Genomic DNA, 22411 nt, shown 5'->3' on the forward strand with positions numbered 1-22411 from the left:
GCCCCGGCCCCTGCGCCTGTGAAACGGGCCCAGCGAAGCCATAGGGCGTGCCCCTTCCGCACGGGGAGAAGGGGGCAGAGATGCGTCAGCGTCTCAACAACAGCAGCCCCTCACCCCGCACGCTTGGTCAACAGCGCGTTGGCAGCACGGGAGTTGGGCTTGCGATCCAGAAAACCGCTGATGTACGCGCCTGCATCGATGAGCTTGTCGAGGTCAATGCCCGTCTCGATGCCCATGCCCTGCAGCATGTAGACCACGTCTTCCGTCGCCACATTGCCCGTGGCGCCCTTGGCATAGGGGCAACCACCCAGGCCAGCCACGGACGACTGGAAATTCCACACGCCCAACTCCATCGCGGCCAGCGTGTTCGACAGCGCCTGGCCGTAGGTGTCGTGGAAGTGGCCCGAGACTTCATCGATACCAAAGTGCTGCAGCGTCGCCTCCAGCGCCTTTTGCACCTTGCGCGGCGTGCCAACGCCAATGGTGTCGGCCACGTCCACACGCTGTACGCCAATGCCCTTGAGCAGGCCCGCCAGATAGGCCACACGCTCTGGGGCAATGTCACCCTCGTACGGGCAGCCCACAGTGCAGCTCATGGCTCCGCGCACGCGGATGCCTGCGGCCAACGCGGCCTCTACCACTGGGGCAAAGCGCTCAATGCTTTCGGCAATGCTGCAGTTGATGTTGCGCTGGCTGAAGGCCTCGCTGGCGGAGCCGAAGACGACGATCTCGTCGGGCTTGTCCAGCAAGGCGGCCTCAAAGCCCTTGAGGTTGGGCGTGAGCACCGAATACGCGACGCTGCTCTGGCGGGTGATGCCCGCCATCACCTCATGGTTGTCAGCCATCTGCGGCACCCACTTGGGGCTGACGTAGCTGGTGACTTCGATCTCTTTCAGGCCCGCCTGTTGCAGGCGGTGCACCAGCTCGATCTTGACGGCGGCGGGCACCGGGGTCTTTTCGTTCTGCAGGCCGTCGCGGGGGCCAACGTCGATGAGGCGGACGCGGGAGGGGATGCTCATGGGGCTACCAAGGGTGGACAAGGAATCTCGCCATTGTCTCGCCAGCGCCGCTGCAGGGCCACCCCATATCGTGCCAGACCACTCGCCGGACGCGCCATCAGCCGCTCTGCGCCTCAGCGTCTTCCACCTCTTGCCGCAGCAAGGCCACCATGGCCTGCGCCGCCAGCGACAGCGGCCGCCCGCGCAGGGTGATCAGCCCGATGGGCCGGTGCAGCACGGGCGCCTTGAGCGGACGCGTGACCACCTCGGGCCTGCGCACTACTTGAGCAGCCAGCTCAGGCAGCGCGCTCACCCCCAGCCCCGCCGCCACCATGGCCGCAATGGTGGCCAGGTGCTCCACCTCGTAGTGGGGTTCAAAACGGATGCGGTGCGTCAGCAACGCCTCTTGCGCGTACTGCCGCACGCTGGTGCCTGCGGGCATGGAGATGTGGGGCAGCTCGGCCACATCGGCCCAGGCCACGGCGCCCCGTACACGGGCCAGCGGGTGCGTGCGCGGCAGCAGCAGCACGAATCGGTCGGACACCAGCGGGGTGTAGTCCAGGTCCGCATAGGCGGGGTTGGCGGCCGTGAGGGCAAAGTCCACCCGCCCGGCGCGCACCATGTCAAACGCAGGGCCCGCCAGGCTGTCGATCAGCTCCATCTGCACGCCCGGGTGCTGCGCGGCAAACCGGGCAAACGCGCGGGGCACGGCCCCGGCCGCCAGCGACGGCAGCGCCGCCAGCGCAACGCGGCCCACCTGCAGCTGCGCCACTTCCTGCACGCGGCGCACTGTTTCTTCCATCTGGTGGCGCAGGAACCGCGCCTGCTCGGCAAACACCTCACCCGCCAGCGTGAGCTGCACGGTGCGCGTGGTGCGCTCGAACAGGCGCACGTCCAGCATCTCCTCCAGCCGCGCCACGGTGCCGGACACCGCCGACTGCGACAGGTGCATCTGCAAGGCCGTGCGCCGAAAGCTCAGCGTCTCGGCCAGCGACAGGAACACATCCACCTCGCGGGCGGACCAATTGATCTTCATGGCCGATCAGTCTATCGAAAAAGACGTCTGGACCGCGCAATGAACGCTCCCTAGACTGCATTGCACGCAAGCACGCTCAGCAAGGAACAGGAGACACGATGGAAACAAGTTCGCCTCGCAACGCACGCACCGTGGTGGTGGGCGGAGGCACCATGGGGGCCGATGTGGCCGTGGTTCTGGCGCGCGGGGGCGCCCACGTGACGGTGGTAGACCCGCACACCGACCGCCGCAACCGGCTGCTGCCCCACATTGCCCAGGAGCTGGCCGCCGCCGGCCAGGCCACCCACGCCGGCCCGGTGCAGGTGTGCGCTGCGCTGCAAGAGGTGGACTGGACCGGCGTGGTGCTGGTGGTCGAATGCATCACCGAGCAGCTGGCCGCCAAGCAGCAACTGTTTACCGAGCTGGAAGCCATCGCGCCCGCCAACGCCGTGCTGGCCAGCAACAGCTCGGGCTTTCCCATCAGCGCCATTGCCCAGGGCCTGGCCACGGCGCAGCGCATGCTGGGCCTGCACTTCTTCATGCCTGCCCACCTGGTGCCGCTGGTGGAAGTGGTGCTGGGCGAGCGCAGCGACCCGGCCCTGGGCACCTGGCTGCATGCCTTCATGCGCGGCTGCGGCAGCGTGCCGGTGCTGGTGAAGAAAGACAAGCCGGGCTTTCTGGCCAACCGCATGCAGCACGCACTGTCGCGCGAAGCGTTTGCGCTCATCGACGAAGGCATTGCCTCGCCCGAAGACGTGGACGCCGCCGTGCGCTTTGGCTTTGGCTTCCGCTTTCTGGCGGCAGGGCCGGTGCTGCAGCGCGACCATGCGGGCATTGAGGTGCACACCGCCGCCGCGGCCACTATGTACCCAACCCTCTCCAACACCGACATACCCGCCCAGGCCCTGCGCGACAAGGTGGCCCAGAGCCAGCTCGGCATGAAGACGGGCAAGGGGTTTTTCGATTGGCCCGAAGACCGCAAGCAGGCCGAGCGCGCGCGCTATGACACGCTGCTGCGTCAGGGCTTGGCGCTGTTGGCCAGCGAGCTGCCCACCATCGAGCCCCCTGCCGACGCGGCCCCCCATACCGGAGATCGTTCATGACTGCATCGCCCGCATCACCCGCTATGGCCAGCCAGTGGGCCGACCCGCTGATCGTGACCGTGGCCCCCAACGGCGCGTACAAGCAGCCCGCTGACCACCCGGCCGTGCCCATCACCCCCGCCACGCTGGCGACCACGGCCAAGGCCTGCCTGGATGCGGGCGCAACCATGCTGCACATGCACATCCGCGATGCGCAAGGCCGCCACAGCCTGGATGTGGAGGGCTACCGCGAGGCCCAGCGCGTGGTGCGCCAGGCAGTGGGCGATGCCATGGTCATCCAGATCACCAGCGAAGCCGCAGGCGTCTACCAGGCCCCAGCGCAGATCGCCATGGTCGAGGCTTTGCAGCCCGAGGCTGTCTCCATCGGCCTGCGCGAGGTGGACAAGCCCGAGATTGGCGAAGCCGGACTGCAGCGTTTCTTCAGCGGCCTGGCCCAGCGCCGCACCATGGTGCAGGTCATCCTGTACGACGTGGCCGACCTGCGCCGCTGGCAGGCCTTGCGAGCCAGTGGTGTAGTGCCGGATGCACCTTGGTTTCTGCTGTTTGTGCTGGGCCGCTACAGCGCGGGCCAGACCTCCAGCCCGCGCGACCTGCTGCCATTTTTGAACGCCCATGAGGGGAACGAGCCCTGGGCCGTGTGCGCCTTCGGTGCGGCGGAGAACGCCTGCGTGGCCGCCGCTGCCGTGTTTGGCGGCCACGCCCGCGTGGGGTTTGAAAACAACCTGCTGTGCAAGGACGGCAGCGTTGCGCCCGACAACGCCGCACTGGTGCGCCAGGCGGTGCAAGCCGCGCAAGCTTTGGGCCGCCCGCTGGCCACGGCCGCCGATATCCGCCAGCGTTTTGGCGCGGGCTGAAAACACCTACCGTTCATCAACAACAACCCGCGCCAGACGGGACGGATCCATCCCCCACAGGAGACAACATGCAACACCACCCCACGCTTTCCTCCGCGCAGCGCGCCACCCGGCGCACGCTGCTGCACGCCGCCTGCGCCGTGCCGCTGGCCTTGGGCTTGGCAGGCAAGGCCGTCGCGCAAACTGCCGCCAGCAGCTGGCCCAGCAAGACCATCCGTTTCGTGGTGCCCTACCCGCCCGGCGGACCCACCGACCTGATGGCCCGCATGCTGCAACCCGAGCTGCAAAGCCGCCTGGGCGTGCCTGTGGTGGTGGACAACAAGGGCGGTGCCGGTGGCAACACGGGCAGCGCCGAAGTGGCCAAACAGGCCCCCGCTGACGGCCACACGCTGCTGCTGGCAGCCAGCGGGCCGATGGCGGTGAACCCCTCGCTCTACGCGAGCATGCCGTTCAACCCTCTGACCGATCTGGCGCCGGTGATCCAGCTGTCGGCATTCCCGCTGGTGCTGGAAGTCCATCCTTCGCTGGGCGTCAAGACGTTTGCCGAGTTCCTGGCCCTGGCCAAGGCGGGCAAGCCGGTGCTGAGCTTTGCATCGGCCGGCAACGGCACACCGCAGCATCTGGCGGGCGAGCTGTTCAACACCATGGCGGGCGTGAAGATGGGCCACATTCCCTACCGGGGCGCAGGCCCGGCGCTCAACGACCTGATCGGTGGGCAGGTGAACGTGATGTTCGACATCGTCGGCAGCTCGCTGCCCCACATCCAGGCGGGCAAACTGATCCCGCTGGCGGTCACGTCCAGCGAGCGTGCCAAGGTCCTGCCCAACGTGCCCACCCTGGCCGAAGCCGGTATTGCGGGCTACCAGATCACGGGTTGGCACGGCATTGCCGTGCGCGCGGGCACCCCGCAAGCCACCATCGACAAACTCAATGCCACCGTGAACGCGATCTTCAAGGACCCCGCCTTCCGCACCAAATGGGAAGCCATCGGCACACCGGTGGTGGCGGGCAACGCGGCCGACTTTGGTGCGCTGATCAAGGCCGATGCGCAGCGCCTGGGCAAGCTGGTGCGCGATGCGGGCGTGACGGTGGACTGACCGCCACACCGTCCCACAGCGCGCTGGCGCAGCTCAGTAGCCGCGCCCTGGGTTGACGATACCGGCCACGGCCTCGCCCCGCTCCAGCGCCACCATCTTGCGCGCGATCTGGGCGATGCTTTCATCGCGCAACGTGCGCGCAGAGGTGTGCGGCGTGACGGTGATGCGGGGGTGCGTCCAGAACGGGTGGCCCGCAGGCAGCGGCTCGGTGCGGAACACATCCAGCGTGGCGCCCGCCACCTGGCCGCTGTCGATGGCGGCCAGCAAATCCTCGTCCACCAGATGCGCTCCGCGCGCCACGTTGATCACGTAAGCGCCAGGCTGCAGCCGGGCCAGCGTGTCCTTGTTGATCACGTCGGTGGTATCGGGCGTGAGGGGCAGCAAATTGACCAGCACGCGGCTCGCAGACAGAAAATCGTTGAACTGGCTCGCCCCTGCAAACGCGCGCACCCCCTCGATGGCCTTGGGGCTGCGGCTCCAGCCGTTGATCTGAAAATCAAACTGCGCCAGCGCCTTGGCCACGCGCTCGCCCAGCACGCCCAGGCCCATCACGCCGATGGGATAGTCGCTGCGCAGGCGCGGCTTGCGGTAGCCCCAGCGGCCCGCCGCCGTGTCGGCCTCGTAGCCGTCAAACTCGCGGAAGTGGCGGATGACCGCGTGGCACACGTATTCGGACATCTGCACGGCCATGCCCGCATCGTCCAGCCGCACCACCAGGGCCTGGGGCGGCAGGCGCAGCTTGAGCAACCCATCCACACCCGCACCAATATTAAACAGCGCCTTGAGTCCCAGTTGCTCGTCGATGAACTGCTGGGGCGGCGCCCAGACCACGGCGTAGTCGGCCTGCGGCGCGCCGGGTTGCCACACGGAAATCTCAGCGCCGGGCAGCGCAGCGGAAAAGCCCTGGAGCCAAGGCTCGGGCTTGGCATCGGTACAGCAAAAGGTGATTTTCATGGGGGCCAAGCGTAGCCGCATTGGGCACTCCGCGCTGTCACGCAAGGCATCACCCCTCTTGCTCTGAGACCGTCGAAGGGCCGCCCGAAGCCGCGCCCTGGCTTTGACAAGCTCAGCCCGAAAGGATGGTGGACGCCACCCATGCGGTACCTGCGGTGGGGTTCAAGCCTTCTCGGCCACCACCAGCTTGAGCAGCTCTGCCCCTTCGGTCACCTGGTCGCCGGGTGCGTAGAGCAGCTCCTGCACCACACCATCCGCAGGCGCTGCAATCGTGTGCTCCATCTTCATGGCTTCCATCACCGCCAGGGGCTGGCCCTTGGCCACCGTGTCGCCCGCCTTCACGGCAAACGACACCACCTTGCCGGGCATGGGGGCCGTCAGGCGACCGCCTTCGGCTGCCACTTCGCCCGCATGGGCCAGCAGGTCGATGGCGATGATCTGCGTGGCGCCGCGCGGGGTGAACACATGGTCTACCTCGCCCTGGGCGTACACCGCAGCGCGGGTGCGCTGGCCGGCAAACTGCAGCTCGATGCCATCGGCTTGCGCGGCAAACACCAGCGGCCCCGCCACAGCGGCTTCACCCTCGCCGACCGTCAGATGCAGGCTGCCGCCACGCTCGTAAGCCAGCCAGGCCTTGGCATGCTCGCCGCCAAACTCGAACTCGAAGCGGCGCTGCACCACGCCATGGGTGTGGAAGCCATCGCGGCGGCTGAACGGGTCCACGCCTTCGCTGGCGCGCTCGCGCAGCAGGGTCTGGGTCACGGCGGCCGCTGCGGCCAGCGGCAGGCCGACCGGCTCCTGGTGGAACAGCACGGCCTGCTCGCGCGGGATCAGCGCGGTGTCGAGCTTTGCGCTCGCAAACGCATCGGTGCGCGCCACGCGGCGCAGGAACTGCACGTTGGTCGCCAAGCCCACGATGTGGGTCTGCGCCAGCGCTTCATCGAGCCGCGCCAGTGCCTGCGCGCGCGTGTCGCCGTGCACGATGAGCTTGGCCACCATGGAGTCGTAGAACGGGCTGATCGCATCGCCCTGGCGCACGCCGGAGTCGACGCGCACCGCGCCGCGTTCAAACGTCACGCACTCGGGCAGCGCATACACATTCAGCGCACCGGTGGCGGGCAGGAAGTTGTTGTCGGGGTTCTCGGCGCAGATGCGCGCCTCGATGGCGTGGCCGGTGATGCGCAGGTCCTGCTGCTGCACGGGCAGCGGCTCGCCAGACGCCACACGCAGTTGCCACTCCACCAAGTCCAGGCCGGTGATGGCCTCGGTCACGGGGTGCTCCACCTGCAGGCGGGTGTTCATCTCCATGAAGTAAAACTTCATCTGGTCGGGCCGCTCGTAGCCGCCGGGTTGCTCCACGATGAACTCCACCGTGCCCGCGCCCACATAGTTCACGGCCTTGGCGGCTGCCACGGCGGCCTCACCCATCTGTGCACGCAGCGCAGGCGTCATGCCGGGGGCGGGAGCTTCTTCCAGCACCTTCTGGTGGCGGCGCTGCACCGAGCAGTCGCGCTCGAACAGGTACACGCAGTTGCCGTGCGTGTCGCCAAACACCTGGATCTCGATGTGGCGCGGGCGCTGCACATACTTTTCGACCAGCACCGCATCGTCACCAAAGCTGTTGATGGCCTCGCGCTTGCACGATTCGAGCGCGGCCGCGAAGTCCTCGCTCTTATCCACCGCACGCATGCCCTTGCCACCGCCACCCGCACTGGCCTTGATGAGCACGGGATAGCCAATGCGGTCGGCCTCGCGCTGCAGCAGGGCCGGGTCCTGGTCGCTGCCGTGGTAGCCAGGAACCAGCGGCACGCCGGCCTTTTCCATGAGCTGCTTGGACTCGGCCTTGAGCCCCATGTCCTTGATGGCCGAGGCGGGTGGGCCAATGAACACCAGGCCCGCCGCCGCGCAGGCGTGGGCGAAATCCTCGTTCTCGCTCAGGAAGCCGTAGCCTGGGTGGATGGCCTGCGCGCCCGTGGCCTTGGCGGCCTCGATGATGCGCTCCCAGCGCAGGTAGCTGTCCTTGGGCGCGCTGCCACCGATGTGCACGGCCTCGTCGCACACGGCGACATGTTTGGCGTTGGCGTCGGCATCGGAATACACGGCGACGGTTTTCACACCCAGGCGCTGGGCCGTGGCGGCGACGCGGCAGGCGATTTCGCCTCGGTTTGCAATGAGGATCTTGTTGAACATGTTTAAGCCACCTTGGCAGAACCAGAAAAGAAAGAAGACAAGCGCCGCACCACGGCGCGCAGAAACTTGAACAGCAACACCAGCAGCAGCACCGACACGGCCACCATCACCACCAGCGCCACACCAAACGCCACCGGGTACTGCGTGGCCAGCCACACCACGGCCACCACCAGGCCGTCTTCAAAGAACGACAGGCCCCAGTTGGAAAAAGGCTCGGGCGATGTGTTGACCGCCGCCCGTGTGGTCATCTTGGTGGCCAGCGCGGTGGCCGAGAGCGAGCCGCCCAACAGCCCCGCCAGCACGGCCAGTGTGGCGTTGTCGGCACCAAACACACCAAAGGCCAGGGCCGCGCCCGCAGGCACGCGGATGAAGGCGTGTACGGCGTCCCAGGCGCTGTCCACCCACGGCACCTTGTCGGCAAAAAACTCCACCAGCAGCATGAAGCCACTGACCAGCAGCACCAGCGGGTGCTGCAACACGGCCAGACCGGGCGGCAGCGGCATCCAGCCCAGCACGCCCATCATCCCCACCAGGAACACCACGGCATACAGTCGGAACCCGCTGGCCCAGCCCAGGGCGGCAGCCAATGCCAACAGGCTGGGCATATCGAGTTGGGCGGTCGCTGTGGCCGCCGCGTCGCCCACCGCGCGTGCGGTGCCACCATCCACATGCAGCCCCAGCGTGTGGAGCCACTGCACGATGTTGAACCAGAGGGTGTCCATGGCGTTGCCTGTGCCGACCGATCAGCCCAGCCAGTTGGGCTTGCGCTTGTTGAGGAAGGACTGCACGCCCTCCTTGCCTTCGTCACTGGCGCGGATGTCGGCAATGCCCTGCACTGTGGCGGCGATCAGGCCTGCGTTGATTTCGCGCTCGGCCACGTCGATGACCAGCTTCTTGCAGGCGCGCACGGCGCTGGGGCTGGCGCTGGTCAGTGCCTTGAGCAACTCATCGACCTTGGCATCGAGCTGGTCGGCGGCCACCACCTCATGCACAAAGCCGGTGCGCAGCGCATCAAACGCGCCGAAGCGCTCTGCCGTCAGAAAGTAGCGGTGCGCAGCCCGCGCGCCCATGGCACGGATCACATACGGGCTGATGGTGGCAGGGATGAGACCCAGCTTCACCTCGCTCAGGCAGAAGCCTGCGGTGTCCACGGCCACGGCCATGTCGCACGCGGCCACCAGGCCCATGCCGCCTGCGTACACATCGCCCTGCACACGCGCCACCGTGGGTTTGGGACATTCATAGATCACGCGCAGCATCTCGGCCAGCTTGCCCGCATCGGCGATGTTCTCGTCACGCGTGTAGTCGGCCATGCGGCGCATCCAGTTGAGGTTGGCGCCCGCGCAGAACGCTGGGCCCTCGGCGGCCAGCACCACGGCGCGCACATCGGGGCGGGCGCCAACGTCGGTGAAGGCGGCGGTGATTTCGGCAATGACTTCGTCGCTAAAGGCATTGCGCACCTCGGGCTGGGTGAGCGTGATGCGCGCCACCGCGCCGGTCTGGGTGATGGAAAGGTTCTGGCTGCTCATGGCTTGGACGGGTTTTGCAGAAAGTAGACGAGGTCCAGCTCCGGGCAAGGCTGGCCCAGCGCTGTCAGTGCGGCGGTGATCTGGCCACGGTGGTGCGTGCCGTGGTTGAACACATGCGCCAGCGTGGCCGCAAACGGCAGCGATGCCGCCGTGCCGCGCATGGTGGTGTAGTCGAGCGTGCCGCTCCAGCGCTCGGGCGAGAACGACGCAATCAGCGGCGCCCAACGGGCGGCCCCTTCGCGCAAGCGGGCATCGAGCTGCGCGCGGTCGGTCTCCAGCTCGGCATCCAGCGCCACCTTGGGCGAGATGCCTTCGGCGAAGCGCACGAACCACAGATGGTGCTCGCCCACCAGAAGGTGGTTGAGTGTGCCGTGAATGCTTTTGAAGAACAGACCCACATCGCGCCAGTAGTCATCCTCCGGCAGCCCCCGCACAGCGCCCAGCAGGCGCGCCGTGGCCCACACGTTGTAGCCTGCGAGCAGGTCGAAATGCGCGGTCCAGCCCGTGCTCATGGCGCAGCACGGGTGGCCAGCACCCGGCTCCAAAAAGCATCGAGCGCAGCCAATGACTTGGCACGCGCTTCAGGGTTGCCCCCCTGGTGCACACCCTCCGGCGAGGTCCCGTTGGGCACATCCGCACGCAGGCGCACCGGGGCGGTGCCGGCAAAGCCGTGGTAGCTGTTGTCGTACACCTGCACCGTGATGTCGCCGCCACCGCCGCGCGCCTGCAGGCTGCGTGCAAAGTCCACGCAGGGCTGGGCTGGTGTCCAGTCGTCCAGGGCGCCCAGCAGCATCAGCAGCGGAGCCGCCTCCAGCACCGCCTGGCGCTTGGCCAACGGGCCACAGCCGGGGTAGAAAACGGCAGCACCGGCGATGGCGGGCTCGCCTGGCTCGGGGCGGGCGAGGCGTTGCTCCAGCAGATTCAGGGTGGTGGTCGCCCCGTTGGACCACCCCAGCACACCGATGCGCCGCGCATCCACCTGCGGCTGGGTGGCCAGCCAGGCCAGCGCAGCGCGCGCGTCCTGCACCCGCTGGGCCACATCCACACCCCGCTCGCGGTAGCGCGTCTGGCAGATTTCCCGCAGGCTGCGCGAGCCAAAGCTGTCGGGCATCAGCACCGCATAACCTGCGGCGTGCAGGCGCTCGGCCGTTTCGCGGTAGCGCTCGGCCAAGCCACCCCCTTTGGTGTACAGCCCACCACAACCGTGCAATGCGAGCACCGCCGGGCGACGCTCCGGGCCCTCGGCGGGCAACCAGTGCGCGCGCAGCACCACGCCGGAGGGCAGTGGCGGGATATCCACCCGCTGCAGCGCTGGCGCTGCATGCACGGTGACCACCGTGAATACGATGGCCATGCGCAGCAAACAACGAGAGACAAGACCCATGCTCAAGCGCTCCTGCTACTTTCGGCCACCGGTTGGCGCAAAGCCATGGCTGTCGAGAAACTCCGACACCAGCGGCTGCCACACCTGGGGAAACTGGTTGAACAGGAGGTGTCCATCGTCCCCATGGGGCGGCACCTGCACGAATTTCGCGCTGCCACCCGCCTGCACAAAGGCAGCGTGCCACTCGCGCGGCAGCTGGCGGCCAAAGAACTGATCGTTCTCGGCATAGATCCAGAGCATCGGCACGCGGGCCTGCGCACCATAGTCCCGGTAGACCTTCTCCAGGCGCGCGGAAGAACAGGGATTTTGTGGCCGCCCCACCGGGTCCCCCCCGGAGCCCCCCGCGAAGTTGATGGCCGCACCCAGACCCGACGGATTCATCGCCGCGAGTGCCACGGTGGAGGCCCCGCCAAAGGACTGCCCTACGGCCAGCACGCTGTCGGGCGCCACGTCCGACCGCTGGCGTACTGCAGCCAGCACTGCCAACGACTGGTCTGCAGCGGCTGCAAAACCTGGCGCGAAGTTGCGGCTGTTGCAAGCCCCCGTGTCTTCCACATCGGGCCCACCAGACACACCATAGCCCACGCGTGTGGGCACAGCGACAACAAAGCCACGCTGCACAAAATAACGCGATGCATCGACAAAACGCGCACGCCCCAGACGCGCACGCGCTTCAGCGCTGGTGGCACGGCCATGGTTGAGGATGGCGATGGGCGCCGGACGCGGGTTGGCATCATCGGAAAACACCGTCACACGGATGGTTTGTGCGGCCTCCTTGCCCCACGCGTCGCGCACGCGCACAGGCACGTCGATTTGCTCCTCCACCAGCCGCGCGAACGCAGCAGGGGGCAGAACCAGCAGCAGACTGGCGACGAGGCAATGCAGCAAGGCGTGGCGACGCATGGCAGGTACTCCAGGATGCCTACATCCGGAACACACCAAACTTGGTGTCTTCAATCGGCGCGTTGCGCGTGGCCGACAGGCCCAGCGCCAGCACGCGGCGGGTGTCGGCGGGGTCGATCACGCCGTCGTCCCACAGGCGGGCGGTGGCGTAGTAGGGGTGGCCCTGGTCTTCATACTGGCGGCGGATGGGGGCCTTGAAGGCTTCTTCTTCCTCCATGCTCCACTGCCCGCCCTTGGCCTCGATGCCGTCGCGCTTAACGGTGGCCAGCACGCTGGCCGCCTGCTCGCCGCCCATCACGCTGATGCGCGCGTTGGGCCACATCCACAGGAATCGGGGCGAGTACGCACGGCCGCACATGCCGTAGTTGCCCGCACCAAAGCTGCCGCCGATGATGATGGTGAACTTGGGCACGCTGGCCGTGGCCACGGCCGTGACCAGCTTGGCCCCGTGGCGGGCGATGCCTTCATTTTCGTACTTGCGGCCCACCATGAAGCCGGTGATGTTCTGCAGGAACACCAGCGGGATCTTGCGCTGGCAGCACAGCTCGATGAAGTGCGCGCCTTTTTGCGCGCTCTCGCTGAACAGAATGCCGTTGTTGGCGATGATGCCCACGGGCATGCCCTCGATGCGCGCAAAGCCACACACCAGGGTGCTGCCAAAACGGGCCTTGAACTCGTCGAACTCGCTGCCATCCACCACACGCGCAATGATCTCGCGCACATCAAAGGGCTTGCGCGTATCCACAGGGATCACGCCATACAGCTCTTCCGCTACAAACTTAGGAGCCACCGGAGTTTGATCAGCAGGCGCAGGGGCCTTGTTTTTATTCAAATTTCGCACTGCCGTGCGCGCCAGCTGCAGCGCATGCAGGTCGTTCTGCGCCAGGTGGTCGGCCACGCCCGACAGGCGGGTGTGCACGTCGCCCCCGCCCAGGTCTTCGGCGCTCACCACCTCGCCCGTGGCGGCTTTGACCAGCGGTGGGCCGCCCAAAAAGATGGTGCCCTGGTTCTTGACGATGATGGATTCGTCGCTCATCGCAGGCACGTAGGCGCCACCCGCCGTGCAGCTGCCCATCACCACCGCGATCTGCGAGATGCCCTGGGCGCTCATGTTGGCCTGGTTGAAGAAGATGCGGCCGAAGTGGTCACGGTCGGGGAACACGTCGTCCTGGTTGGGCAGGTTGGCACCGCCGGAGTCCACGAGGTAAATGCAGGGCAGGCGGTTCTGCGCGGCCACCTCTTGCGCGCGCAGGTGCTTCTTCACCGTCATGGGGTAGTAAGTGCCGCCCTTCACTGTGGCGTCGTTGCACACGATCATGCAGTCCACCCCGCTCACGCGGCCGATGCCTGCGATCAGGCCCGCGCCGGGTGCATCGTTGTTGTACATGTTGAGCGCGGCCAGCGGGGCCAGCTCCAGGAAAGGCGTGCCCGGGTCCAGCAGGTTGGCCACGCGCTCGCGCGGCAAGAGCTTGCCACGTGCAGTGTGTTTGGCTCGGGCCGCTTCGCCTCCGCCCTGGGCGATCTTGTCCTGCTGGGCGCGCAGGTCATCCACCAGCGTGCGCATGGCGGCTGCATTGGCCAGGAAGTCCGCCGAGCGGGCGTTGAGTTGGGTGTCAAGAATGGTCATACGGTCTTGCTCTTTCAAGCGGTTTTCTGTTCTTCCAGGCCCAGCTGGTCCTTCATCTCGTCGCGGATCTTGAACTTCTGGATCTTGCCCGTCACCGTCATCGGAAAGCTGGTGACAAAGCGGATGTAGCGCGGCACCTTGTAGTGCGCGATCTGGCCCTTGCAGAAGGCACGGATGTCGTCTTCCGTCGGCTTGGTGCCCGGCTTGGCGATGATCCAGGCGCAGAGTTCTTCGCCGTATTTCTGGTCGGGCACGCCCACCACCTGCACGTCCTGCACCTGCGGGTGGCGGTACAAGAATTCTTCAATCTCGCGCGGGTAGATGTTCTCGCCGCCACGGATCACCATGTCCTTGATGCGGCCGACGATGTTCACATAGCCCTCGGCGTCCATGGTGGCCAGGTCGCCGGTGTGCATCCAGCCACCTTCGTCAATCGCCTCGCGGGTCTTGGCCTCGTCGCCCCAGTAGCCGTGCATGACCGAATAGCCCTTGGTGCAGAACTCGCCGCGCTGGCCGATGGGCACCACCGCGCCGGTGTCGGGGTCCACGATCTTCACTTCCAGGTGCGGCTGCACCTGGCCCACGGTGGATACACGCTTGTCCAGCGGCGTGTCGGTGCTGCTCTGGCAGCTCACGGGGCTGGTCTCGGTCATGCCGTAGGCGATGGTGATCTCGCGCAGGTTCATCTGCTCCACCACACGCTTCATCACCTCGGTGGGGCAAGGCGATCCGGCCATGATGCCCGTGCGCAGGGTGCTGAGGTTGAACTCGGCAAAACGCGGGTGATCCAGCTCGGCGATAAACATGGTGGGCACGCCGTGCAGGCCCGTGCAGCGCTCGTCCTGCACCGTCTGCAGCACGGTGAGCTGGTCAAATCCGTCGTTGGGGTAGACGATGGTGGCGCCGTGGGTAAAGCACGCCAGGTTGCCCAGCACCATGCCAAAGCAGTGGTACAGCGGCACGGGGATGCACAGCCGGTCTGCGGGCGTGAGCTTCATGCACTCGCCGATGAAGAAGCCGTTGTTCAGGATGTTGCGGTGCGTGAGCGTGGCCCCCTTGGGAAAGCCCGTGGTGCCGCTGGTGAACTGGATGTTGATGGGGTCGGAGGCTTTGAGGGTCGCTGCGATGAGCGCCAGGCGCGGGTCGGCCGCATTGCCGCGTGCCAGCAGGTCGGTAAAGCGCAGCAGGCCGGGTTCGTCGGCGCCCCGCCCCGCTTCGTCGATCCACACCACCGTCTTCAACTGCGGCAGCTTGGCCGCGTGCAGGTGGCCCGGCTGCTGGCCCTGCCACTCGGGAGCCAGCTCGCGCAGCATGCCCAGGTAGTCGCTGGTCTTGAAGCGCGCCATGCTCACCAGCAGCTTGCAGCCCACCTTGTTCAGCGCGTACTCCACCTCGGCCGTGCGGTAGGCGGGGTTGATGTTGACCAGCACCAGGCCCACCTGCGCGGTGGCCAGCTGCATCAGCACCCATTCGGCATTGTTGTGCGACCAGATGCCCACGCGATCGCCGGGTGCGAGCCCCAGGCCCAGCAGTGCGCTGGCCAGGCGGTGGGCCTCGGTCTGTAGCTGGGCATAGGTGTAGCGGCGGCCCTGGTGCACGCTCACCAGCGCCTCACGCTCGGGCTGGCGGGCCACCATGTCGACAAAGAAGGCGCCGATGGTCTGCTCGATCAGGGGAACATCGGTGGCGCCACGGGCGTAGCTGTCCACCAGCGGTGCGGATTTCGTTGCGGCTGCACTCGTCACGGGTTTGTCTCCTCGGCTCTGTCATCCGGCCTGCGCCACAAGAACATGCGGGCGGGCGATCCGTAAGCATAGAAGCCTGAACACCCGACGGGTGGACACAATGGTTGCAAATCGTGCCACGGCTGGCACACTCTGCGGCGTGAAACCACCCACCCGCCCCACCCACCGCCTGCAAGCGCCCGCCACAGCCCCCGCCGCCACGCCCATCGCCTTCGTTCGTGCCATCGCTCTGGCGTATGAACGGCGTGGCATGGACCCTGCGGGCGCCCTGGCCCAGGCACAGATTGCGCCGCAGTTGCTGCACGACGACAGCGCCCGCATCACCGCCTGGCAGATGGAGCAGATCTCCGACGCCGCCATGCAGGAGCTGGACGACGAAGCCCTGGGCTGGTTCACCCGCCGCCTGCCCTGGGGCAGCTACGGCATGCTGGCACGCGCCAGCATCAGCTCGCCCACGCTGCAGGTGGCCCTGGCCCGCTGGTGCCGCCACCACGGGCTGCTGACGGACGACATTGCACTGCAGCTGACCACCGAGGGGGATACCGCCACCCTGCGCATCACCGAGGCGCGCGACCTGGGCGTGCTGCGCGAGTTCTGCCTGGTGTCGGTGCTGCGCAATGCCCACGGCCTGGCCTGCTGGATGGTGGACTCGCGCATCCCCCTCATCGCGGCCGAGTTTGCGTTTGACCCACCTCCGCATGCCGATGCGTATGCCGTGCTGTTCCGTGGCCCTGTCACCTTCCACGCGCCGCGCACCGCCATCCACTTCGACGCCCGCTACCTGCACCTGCCCCTGCGCCGCGACGAACAGGCCCTGCGCCAGATGCTGCAGCACGCCCTGCCCCTGACGGTGCTGCACTACCGCCGCGACCGCCTGCTGGTGCAGCGCGTGCGCCAGCTGCTGGCCGCACCCCTGCCGGGCCAGCCTGCCCACGCACTGCCCCAGCACAGCGCCGAATCCCTGGCTGCGCTGCTGCATGTATCGCCCCGCACGCTGCACCGGCAGTTGAAGGAAGAAGGCGCCACGCTGCAAGGCCTGAAAGACGAGGTGCGCCGCGCCCGTGCGGTGGAACTGCTGCATCGCACGCAGCGCCCCATTAAGCAGGTGGCGGAGGCGGCGGGGTTTGAGAACGAGAAGAGTTTTATCCGGGCGTTTCGGGGGTGGACGGGGAAGTCGCCAGCGGAATTTCGGAGGGACCGGGAGACAATTCCTAGATGACTGATTCTCGCAATCATCACTACATACCCCAAGGCTACTTGCGCGGCTTCGGCTGGAAGCGCGGCAAGCACCACATGGTGATAGTCCACGATTTCAACGACAAAAAAACTTACGAAGCCAACACGCGCAACGTCTGCGCTCAGCGCGATTTCATGCGATTCGAATTCAACGATCGCGCGCCTGACTGGCTCGAGACCGAATTTGGAAAACTCGAATCGAGGTCAGTGACTGCAATACGCGAAGTGGTGTCTTCAGGGATATTTGACGGCGAAAACAAGGACTACATACTCAACCTAATGGCACTGCTCGCAGTGCGCTCGCCCGAGCAACGGGAAAACATGCGGGAATTTCAAGCGCGCGTGGCGCAGCGCATGATGGACTTGGTGCTCGCGAACAAAGAGCACTGGGAATCTCAAATGGAGGAGATGAAAGAAAAAACTGGCAAGTCATCCCTAGTGACGTACGAGGAAGCAAAAAACTTCCACATGCGAGGTGAATACAAAATCGAGGTCGCACGCGAACGCCACATTCAAACGGAGATCGGTCTGCATCACACAGTGTTGCAATTGCTTGGCCAGCGGAATTGGACCCTGTACATCGTGCCCGGAGACTATGGCGAATTCATCACTACAAATCGACCTGTCGTTATCGCTTACATCAATCCCGAAAACGTGCCATTGCACCTGCGACACAGCCCAGGCTTTGGCCTCAAAAACACTGAAATCTATTTTCCACTGACAAGTCGCGCGCTCCTGATAGGTCGTTGGACTGGGAATGAGGCGACAGTCAACCCAGCAAATCAGCCGTTCATAGGGGTGATGAACAACCAAATGATTCAGCACTCTTATGGGCTGGCTATTTCTTCATGTCGCACAGTGCTCTACCACGACCCACTACTTCGCCTTAGATGCGATGACCAATTGATCAACAGATTCACAACACCCCCAAGTGCAGAAGAGATAGCACAATTCAAAGCCAGTCACGGAATCGTAGACATCTCGGAAGCTAGTCAGGCAGATTGATCGACGCCAGCTAGAACCATAAGTTGCTTGCCTACTGATTACGCTGAAACTAGACAACGACGTCACTCCGGTGCACCCATGCTCCACCTCCACCACTGCGTCAGCGCCCGCTCCTTCCGCCCCCTGTGGATGCTCGAAGAGCTGCAACTACCCTACCAGCTCCACATGCTGCCCTTCCCACCGCGCGCCAAGGCGCGGTGGTTTCTGGACGAGAACCCGCTGGGCACGGTGCCGTTGCTGGTGCAGGGCGAAGCACCGAACGAGGTGCGCATGACCGAATCCGCCGCGATGTGCCAGTACCTCGCGGCCACGCACCCCGACGCGGGGCTGGATGTGGCGCCCACGCACCCGGCGTATGGCGCCCACCTGAACTGGCTGCACATGAGCGATGCCACACTGACCTTTCCGCAGACGCTGGTGCTGCGCTATGGCCGCTTTGAGCCCGCAGAGCGCAAGCAGCCGCAGGTGGTGGAGGACTACAGCCGCTGGTTTCTGGCGCGGCTGCGGGCGGTGGAAGCCGCCGTGGCGCACCACGAATACCTGTGTGCAGGCCGCTTCACGGCGGCGGATGTGGCGGTGGGGTATGCGCTGCTGCTGGCGCAGCACCTGGGGCTGGCCCCGCAGTTTGGGCCCGCCACGCAAGCCTATTGGCAGCGGCTGCAAGAGCGACCTGCCTACCAGCGGGCGATGGCGGCGCAGGGGCGGGCGGCAGAGGAACAGGGCGTGCCCACGACCCCGGCGCCGGATACACGGCCTTGAGCAGCCTCAAGAGTTCTTGAGCACGCGCCTCAATCCTTGGCCTGCAGCCCCGCAGCTGGCGCATGGGGTGCGGTGTTCAGCAACGACTGCACCAGCGCCCGGAACTCGGGCGAGTGGCGCAGCACGCTGCCTCCCGCCTCGATGAGGTCGGTGGCTTCTTCCGACGTGATCGAGAACGCCGTGGGCACCTGCAGCAGGCGGCGGCGGGCGATGTCGTCGGGCGCGTCGCGCAGGTTGACGGGGATCACGTGGACTTCGGCATCGGGCGCGAACACATCGGTGCTGCCGGGTGAGCCCGTGGCAAGCGACTGCTGCCACTGCCGCGTGATGTCGCGCAGAAACTCCTGTGTCTCGCGCGTGGCGCGGGCGCCGGTGCCAAACAGCAGGGCGTCCACCACCTGCGCCATGTTGGGCACCTTGTCGCTCTGGCTGATGTCCACCGAGGGGTCGCGCTCGGCGTTCACGGTGATCAGCACCAGCTTGCGGATGGTGCGGGGCGGGATGCCCACTTCGCTGAAGGTCTGGCGCAGGCCGCCACCGGCCAGGGCGCGGTCGAGCAGGCGCTGCACGCCCAGGTTGTCGGCCAGGCCGCCGTCCACCAAGTGAATGTAGGGCTTGCGCTGCGCGTCGGTGTAGCTCAGCTCGTGCGCGCGGTACAGCCGGGCGCGGTAGTCGCCGGTGGCGGCGCGGGCGCTGGCGGCCGAGGTGCTGCGGCGCTCGGGGCAGTGGTGGGCGTAGTTCTTGAGCGTCATGGGGCTGAGCAGCAGCGGCACGGCCGATGACGAGGCCACGGCAAACGACAGCGGCACCTTGCGCAGGTCCGAGCAGATGAGCGAAAACTGCTCCCACGTGAACTCGAAGCCCGTGCCCAGCGACATGTCGGTGGCGGTGATGAACAGCTGCGGGTGGCGCGGGCGGCGCTCCACGTCGCCAAAGGTGAGGCCGCCATACAGCTCGTCGAGCCGCCGCGCGAGCAGGTGGGTGCGGCCCAGCCAGGGCGAGGTGAGGTCGATGAGGTTGCCGGGCCGCAGCGCCTGGGTGATGAGGCTGTTCTGGAAGTTCTGGCGCAGAAACTCGTGCTCGAAGCGCGGCAGGCCGTCGATGCCATGCGCGGCAAAGTAGGCGGCCACAATGCTGCCGCCCGACACGCCGCTGATCACGTCGGTGGCGTCAAGCAAGGTGGTGGGGCTACCGTTCCACACAAACCGCGTTTCCTGCATTTCGGTCAGCACGCCAAACCCGAAGGCCGCAGCGCGCGCACCACCACCCGACAGGGTCACGGCCACCAGGATGCTGGGGTCACGCTGGGACTTGCGCACCGGGATGCTCTGGTCCTCGGGTGGCAGGGGTTCGTTGATCCAGGGCTTGACGGAGGAGCAGCCGGCCAGGGCCAGGACGGCCACGCCGAGCGCTGCGCACCGCGCCCAGAACGCCCATCGTGTGCTCTTGTGGTGCATACCGTGCATGACACTCCTTGGGGGTTGCGTTAGCGCGCTGGCCAGTCGCTCAATCCATCCGCTGGGCCGTCAGCAGCCCAGCAGGCCGGGCAGGTCTGCCATGCTGCTGAACACGTATTGCGCCCCGGCGGCACGCAGCGCTGCGCCGTCGCCCAGCGGGTCGTAGCCCAGCACAGTGGCCCCGGCCGCCACGCCTGCAGTGACGCCGATGGCAGAGTCTTCCACCACGGCGCAGCGCGCGGGGTTGGCCTGCAGCGCGGCCGCTGCGGCCAGGTAGACATCGGGGGCGGGTTTGGTCTGGGGCACCTCGTGCCCGCTGAAGATGCGGCCTTCAAAGTACGGCATGAGCCCGACCTTGACCAGTTGCATCTCGACCTTGAAGCGGTCGGCCCCCGAGGCGCAGGCAATGCGCCCGCCGTGGTGGGCATGCACGCGCTCGATGGCGGGGTGGATGTGGTCGATGGCCAGCAGGCGCTCGTTCAGTGCGATGTTGCGCCGCTCGTAGAAGAGGGCCATCCACTCGTCCGTCAGCGGACGGCCGGTTTCGGCCTCGATGCGGGCGGTGGCGCTGCGCACGGTGCGGCCTATGAAGTAGTCCATGCACTCCTGGTGCGAGATCGCCCAGCCCGCTTCGTTGAGCATGTCGCGCAGCACGCCGTTGGTGATGGGCTCGCTGTCCACCAGCACGCCGTCGCAGTCAAACAGGATTGCTTCAAATTTCATAGCTAAAAAGGCATGATGGTCGCGCGGAAGCGGCCATTTTTATTCAAATTTTCAGACATGGATGTCGCCATCCACATAGAACCAGCGCCCGCCTTCGCGCACGAAGCGGCTGGTTTCGTGCAGGCGCACGGCGCGGCCGCCCACGCGGTAGCGGGCGACAAACTCCACCTCGGCGCGGTCGTCGCTGATGGGGCGGTGGCGGCGCACCTCCAGCCCCAGCCACTTGGTGCCGGGCTCGAAGTCCAGCGTCGCCGGGCGGGTGCCGGGGTACCAGGTGGCCTGCAGGTAGTCGGCACGCTCAGCCACAAAGGCGGTGTAGCGCGATCGCATGAGGCTTTCGGCATCGGGCGCGGCGGCATCGTCCCCGTGGTCGAGGTAGCGGCCGCAGCAGTCTGCGTACGGCAGCGCCCTGGCCTGTGCGCCCTTGGCGGCCTTGCCGGGCGCAGCCTGCGTGCGCCCGCAGGGGCAAGGGTCGGTGCTTTTCATCGGCGGCATGGGATAGCAGCACAAAGGTGCATCGTCACTTCAGCGCACCGAAGACCTTGCGCGCGATGGCGCTGCCCGCACCGGCCGGGTTCTGGCGGATGCGGCGCTCTTCCTCGCCGATCATGAGGTACAGGCCGTCCAGCGTCTTGCCGGTCACGTACTGCGCCAGGTTCGCCTCTTCGGGCTTGAGCAGGCCAAAGCTGGCGGCCTTGCCTGCAAAGGCGTTGTACTTCTGGGTGAGCCCCACTTTTTCCGTGGCCTCGTTCACCACGGGCAAAAAACGCTGGCCCAGCGGGGCGCGGGTCTTTTCGGCAAAAAAGGTGGTGACCGAGGTGTCGCCGCCGGTGAGGATGTTCTTGGCATCGGTCACCGTCATGTTCTGCACGGCGCCCACCAGCAGGTCCCGGCCCATGGGCACGGCGGCTTCTGCCGCGCGGTTGATGGAGACCACCAGCTCGTCGATGCGTTTGCCCTGGCCCAGGGACTTCATCACCTTGGCGGCATCCTCCAGGTAGCCCGGCAGGCCGATGCGCACCTTGGGGTTGCCCAGAAAGCCGTCGTTGCGCCCCAGCAGCGACACCGCCGCCTGCGCGCCCTGCGACAAGGCCGCCTTGAGCCCGCTGGATGCATCAGCGCTGGAAAGATCGCTCAGCGACAGGGCCCAGGCCTGCTGCCAAGTGGCGCCCAGCAGGGCACCCAGGGCGCTGGTTTGAAGGAGGTGGCGGCGTTGCATGGCGGTGTTTCTTTCTGCGGGGAGCGGTGCCTGCGAAGGCAGGCGGTTGCGGCGGATTTTCGCTCAGCGCCGTAGACTGGCGCGCGACAAAACCCTGCGACAAGGAGCCCTGCGATGTGGAATATGAGTGTGCCGTGGTGGGAGTTCGTGCTGCGTGGCGTGGTGGTCTATGTGTTTCTGCTGGTGTTCTTGCGCCTCACGGGCAAACGGCAGACCGGGCAGTACGCGCCGTTTGACCTGGTGCTGCTGCTGATCCTGTCGAACGCGGTGCAGAACTCGATGAATGCGGGCGACAACTCGCTGGTGGGCGGGCTGGTCTCTGCCGCCACGCTCATCGGCTGCCATGTGGTGCTGGCGCAGCTGACCTTCCGGTACGCGGGGATGGCGCGACTGATCGACGGCATGCCCCAGGTGCTGGTGCAGCAGGGGCAGGTGAACACCGACCTGATGCGCAAGGAGCTGCTCTCGACCGACGACCTGGAGGCCGCGCTGCGCGCCAGCGGCTGCCTGCACCTGCACGAGGTGGAGCGGGCAACGATCGAGACCAATGGACAGATCACGGTGGTGCTGCGGCGCCGAGATGGCTGACGCAACACCGCACCACCACGCTTTT

The 22411-nt window shown here is 66.5% G+C and carries 22 protein-coding genes; 7 read left to right on the forward strand and 15 right to left on the reverse strand.

Translation table 11 applies throughout. From position 1 onward, the window contains the following. Positions 1-110: 110 nt before the first annotated feature. Positions 111-1019 (reverse strand): hydroxymethylglutaryl-CoA lyase, encoded by a 909-nt coding sequence (locus AvAM_RS14925; RefSeq protein WP_137747775.1) that lies wholly within the window; start codon positions 1017-1019, stop codon positions 111-113. A 97-nt stretch (positions 1020-1116) separates the two neighbouring features. Next, complete coding sequence (locus AvAM_RS14930; RefSeq protein WP_137747776.1) at positions 1117-2034, reverse strand: LysR family transcriptional regulator; 918 nt, start codon at positions 2032-2034, stop codon at positions 1117-1119. A gap of 98 nt (positions 2035-2132) precedes the next feature. On the opposite strand from AvAM_RS14930, the gene AvAM_RS14935 reads away from it, so the two are divergent. The 3 genes from AvAM_RS14935 (at position 2133) to AvAM_RS14945 (ending at position 5067) form a co-directional block, all read left to right on the forward strand. Further along, a complete protein-coding gene (locus AvAM_RS14935; protein ID WP_137747777.1) occupies positions 2133-3116 on the forward strand; it encodes a 3-hydroxyacyl-CoA dehydrogenase family protein in 984 nt (327 codons plus the stop codon). Further along, the gene (locus tag AvAM_RS14940) at positions 3113-3970 is read left to right on the forward strand and encodes a 3-keto-5-aminohexanoate cleavage protein (protein WP_137747778.1); all 858 of its coding nucleotides are present in this window, start codon (positions 3113-3115) and stop codon (positions 3968-3970) included. Before AvAM_RS14935 ends, AvAM_RS14940 begins: the two co-directional genes overlap by 4 nt. A gap of 68 nt (positions 3971-4038) precedes the next feature. After that, the gene (locus AvAM_RS14945) at positions 4039-5067 is read left to right on the forward strand and encodes a tripartite tricarboxylate transporter substrate binding protein (RefSeq protein WP_137747779.1); all 1029 of its coding nucleotides are present in this window, start codon (positions 4039-4041) and stop codon (positions 5065-5067) included. Positions 5068-5100: 33 nt separating this feature from the next. Here the strand turns inward: AvAM_RS14945 and AvAM_RS14950 are convergent, their stop codons facing one another. The 9 genes from AvAM_RS14950 to AvAM_RS14990 all read right to left on the reverse strand — a co-directional run bounded on the left by AvAM_RS14950 (position 5101) and on the right by AvAM_RS14990 (position 15399). Beyond that, the gene (locus AvAM_RS14950) at positions 5101-6021 is read right to left on the reverse strand and encodes a glyoxylate/hydroxypyruvate reductase A (protein WP_137747780.1); all 921 of its coding nucleotides are present in this window, start codon (positions 6019-6021) and stop codon (positions 5101-5103) included. Positions 6022-6183: 162 nt separating this feature from the next. Further along, on the reverse strand, positions 6184-8211 hold the full coding sequence (locus tag AvAM_RS14955; RefSeq protein ID WP_137747781.1) for an acetyl/propionyl/methylcrotonyl-CoA carboxylase subunit alpha: 2028 nt from the start codon (positions 8209-8211) through the stop codon (positions 6184-6186). Positions 8212-8213: 2 nt separating this feature from the next. Further along, the gene (locus AvAM_RS14960; protein ID WP_137747782.1) at positions 8214-8933 is read right to left on the reverse strand and encodes a DUF4126 domain-containing protein; all 720 of its coding nucleotides are present in this window, start codon (positions 8931-8933) and stop codon (positions 8214-8216) included. A 21-nt stretch (positions 8934-8954) separates the two neighbouring features. Further along, positions 8955-9740: an enoyl-CoA hydratase/isomerase family protein gene (locus AvAM_RS14965; protein ID WP_137747783.1), complete on the reverse strand. Its 786-nt coding sequence runs from the start codon at positions 9738-9740 to the stop codon at positions 8955-8957. Then, positions 9737-10252 carry a DinB family protein gene (locus AvAM_RS14970; protein ID WP_137747784.1) on the reverse strand — a complete coding sequence of 172 codons (516 nt, stop codon included), beginning with the start codon at positions 10250-10252 and terminating at the stop codon, positions 9737-9739. Before AvAM_RS14970 ends, AvAM_RS14965 begins: the two co-directional genes overlap by 4 nt. After that, positions 10249-11124, reverse strand: coding sequence for a dienelactone hydrolase family protein (locus AvAM_RS14975; protein WP_137747785.1), 876 nt, complete (start codon positions 11122-11124; stop codon positions 10249-10251). The genes AvAM_RS14970 and AvAM_RS14975 overlap by 4 nt, the downstream gene beginning before the upstream one ends. A 15-nt stretch (positions 11125-11139) precedes the next feature. Next, positions 11140-12027, reverse strand: a complete 888-nt coding sequence (locus AvAM_RS14980) for a S9 family peptidase (RefSeq protein ID WP_137747786.1) — start codon at positions 12025-12027, stop codon at positions 11140-11142. 19 nt (positions 12028-12046) lie between these two features. After that, positions 12047-13654, reverse strand: coding sequence for a carboxyl transferase domain-containing protein (locus tag AvAM_RS14985; protein ID WP_137747787.1), 1608 nt, complete (start codon positions 13652-13654; stop codon positions 12047-12049). A gap of 14 nt (positions 13655-13668) precedes the next feature. Then, entirely contained in the window at positions 13669-15399 is a 1731-nt protein-coding gene (locus AvAM_RS14990) for an AMP-binding protein (protein WP_137747788.1), read from the reverse strand. Positions 15400-15499: 100 nt separating this feature from the next. Between AvAM_RS14990 and AvAM_RS14995 the strand changes: the two genes are divergently transcribed. The 3 genes from AvAM_RS14995 (at position 15500) to AvAM_RS15005 (ending at position 18399) form a co-directional block, all read left to right on the forward strand. Continuing rightward, a complete protein-coding gene (locus AvAM_RS14995; protein ID WP_137747789.1) occupies positions 15500-16618 on the forward strand; it encodes an AraC family transcriptional regulator in 1119 nt (372 codons plus the stop codon). Next, positions 16615-17640 carry a DUF4238 domain-containing protein gene (locus tag AvAM_RS15000; protein WP_137747790.1) on the forward strand — a complete coding sequence of 342 codons (1026 nt, stop codon included), beginning with the start codon at positions 16615-16617 and terminating at the stop codon, positions 17638-17640. Before AvAM_RS14995 ends, AvAM_RS15000 begins: the two co-directional genes overlap by 4 nt. Before the next feature lie 78 nt (positions 17641-17718). Beyond that, positions 17719-18399 carry a glutathione S-transferase family protein gene (locus tag AvAM_RS15005; protein ID WP_137747791.1) on the forward strand — a complete coding sequence of 227 codons (681 nt, stop codon included), beginning with the start codon at positions 17719-17721 and terminating at the stop codon, positions 18397-18399. 29 nt (positions 18400-18428) lie between these two features. Here the strand turns inward: AvAM_RS15005 and AvAM_RS15010 are convergent, their stop codons facing one another. The 4 genes from AvAM_RS15010 to AvAM_RS15025 are packed head-to-tail and all read right to left on the reverse strand — an operon-like array spanning position 18429 to position 21798. Then, positions 18429-19865: a patatin-like phospholipase family protein gene (locus AvAM_RS15010; protein WP_249368152.1), complete on the reverse strand. Its 1437-nt coding sequence runs from the start codon at positions 19863-19865 to the stop codon at positions 18429-18431. Positions 19866-19925: 60 nt separating this feature from the next. Then, the gene (locus tag AvAM_RS15015; protein WP_137747792.1) at positions 19926-20579 is read right to left on the reverse strand and encodes an HAD family phosphatase; all 654 of its coding nucleotides are present in this window, start codon (positions 20577-20579) and stop codon (positions 19926-19928) included. A 51-nt stretch (positions 20580-20630) separates the two neighbouring features. After that, entirely contained in the window at positions 20631-21065 is a 435-nt protein-coding gene (locus AvAM_RS15020; protein ID WP_137747793.1) for a YchJ family protein, read from the reverse strand. Positions 21066-21099: 34 nt separating this feature from the next. Beyond that, positions 21100-21798 carry a DUF4197 domain-containing protein gene (locus AvAM_RS15025; protein ID WP_137747794.1) on the reverse strand — a complete coding sequence of 233 codons (699 nt, stop codon included), beginning with the start codon at positions 21796-21798 and terminating at the stop codon, positions 21100-21102. Positions 21799-21912: 114 nt separating this feature from the next. Here AvAM_RS15025 and AvAM_RS15030 point away from each other — a divergent pair, with 114 nt between their 5' ends. Further along, a complete protein-coding gene (locus AvAM_RS15030; protein WP_137747795.1) occupies positions 21913-22386 on the forward strand; it encodes a DUF421 domain-containing protein in 474 nt (157 codons plus the stop codon). Positions 22387-22411 lie beyond the last annotated feature (25 nt).

The organism is Acidovorax sp. NB1 (assembly GCF_005405905.1).
Taxonomy (GTDB): Bacteria; Pseudomonadota; Gammaproteobacteria; order Burkholderiales; family Burkholderiaceae_C; genus Acidovorax.

Coding starts and splice junctions, on each gene's coding strand:
- AvAM_RS15025 (WP_137747794.1), bottom strand. CDS start 21,798: ATGCAACGCCGCCACCTCCTTCAAACCAGCGCCCTGGGTGCCCTGCTG.
- AvAM_RS14950 (WP_137747780.1), bottom strand. CDS start 6,021: ATGAAAATCACCTTTTGCTGTACCGATGCCAAGCCCGAGCCTTGGCTC.
- AvAM_RS15030 (WP_137747795.1), top strand. CDS start 21,913: ATGTGGAATATGAGTGTGCCGTGGTGGGAGTTCGTGCTGCGTGGCGTG.
- AvAM_RS14960 (WP_137747782.1), bottom strand. CDS start 8,933: ATGGACACCCTCTGGTTCAACATCGTGCAGTGGCTCCACACGCTGGGG.
- AvAM_RS14995 (WP_137747789.1), top strand. CDS start 15,500: ATGGTTGCAAATCGTGCCACGGCTGGCACACTCTGCGGCGTGAAACCA.
- AvAM_RS14955 (WP_137747781.1), bottom strand. CDS start 8,211: ATGTTCAACAAGATCCTCATTGCAAACCGAGGCGAAATCGCCTGCCGC.
- AvAM_RS15010 (WP_249368152.1), bottom strand. CDS start 19,865: ATGCACGGTATGCACCACAAGAGCACACGATGGGCGTTCTGGGCGCGG.
- AvAM_RS14975 (WP_137747785.1), bottom strand. CDS start 11,124: ATGGGTCTTGTCTCTCGTTGTTTGCTGCGCATGGCCATCGTATTCACG.
- AvAM_RS14940 (WP_137747778.1), top strand. CDS start 3,113: ATGACTGCATCGCCCGCATCACCCGCTATGGCCAGCCAGTGGGCCGAC.
- AvAM_RS14980 (WP_137747786.1), bottom strand. CDS start 12,027: ATGCGTCGCCACGCCTTGCTGCATTGCCTCGTCGCCAGTCTGCTGCTG.
- AvAM_RS14965 (WP_137747783.1), bottom strand. CDS start 9,740: ATGAGCAGCCAGAACCTTTCCATCACCCAGACCGGCGCGGTGGCGCGC.
- AvAM_RS14945 (WP_137747779.1), top strand. CDS start 4,039: ATGCAACACCACCCCACGCTTTCCTCCGCGCAGCGCGCCACCCGGCGC.
- AvAM_RS14935 (WP_137747777.1), top strand. CDS start 2,133: ATGGAAACAAGTTCGCCTCGCAACGCACGCACCGTGGTGGTGGGCGGA.
- AvAM_RS14930 (WP_137747776.1), bottom strand. CDS start 2,034: ATGAAGATCAATTGGTCCGCCCGCGAGGTGGATGTGTTCCTGTCGCTG.
- AvAM_RS14985 (WP_137747787.1), bottom strand. CDS start 13,654: ATGACCATTCTTGACACCCAACTCAACGCCCGCTCGGCGGACTTCCTG.
- AvAM_RS15005 (WP_137747791.1), top strand. CDS start 17,719: ATGCTCCACCTCCACCACTGCGTCAGCGCCCGCTCCTTCCGCCCCCTG.
- AvAM_RS15015 (WP_137747792.1), bottom strand. CDS start 20,579: ATGAAATTTGAAGCAATCCTGTTTGACTGCGACGGCGTGCTGGTGGAC.
- AvAM_RS14970 (WP_137747784.1), bottom strand. CDS start 10,252: ATGAGCACGGGCTGGACCGCGCATTTCGACCTGCTCGCAGGCTACAAC.
- AvAM_RS15020 (WP_137747793.1), bottom strand. CDS start 21,065: ATGAAAAGCACCGACCCTTGCCCCTGCGGGCGCACGCAGGCTGCGCCC.
- AvAM_RS14925 (WP_137747775.1), bottom strand. CDS start 1,019: ATGAGCATCCCCTCCCGCGTCCGCCTCATCGACGTTGGCCCCCGCGAC.
- AvAM_RS15000 (WP_137747790.1), top strand. CDS start 16,615: ATGACTGATTCTCGCAATCATCACTACATACCCCAAGGCTACTTGCGC.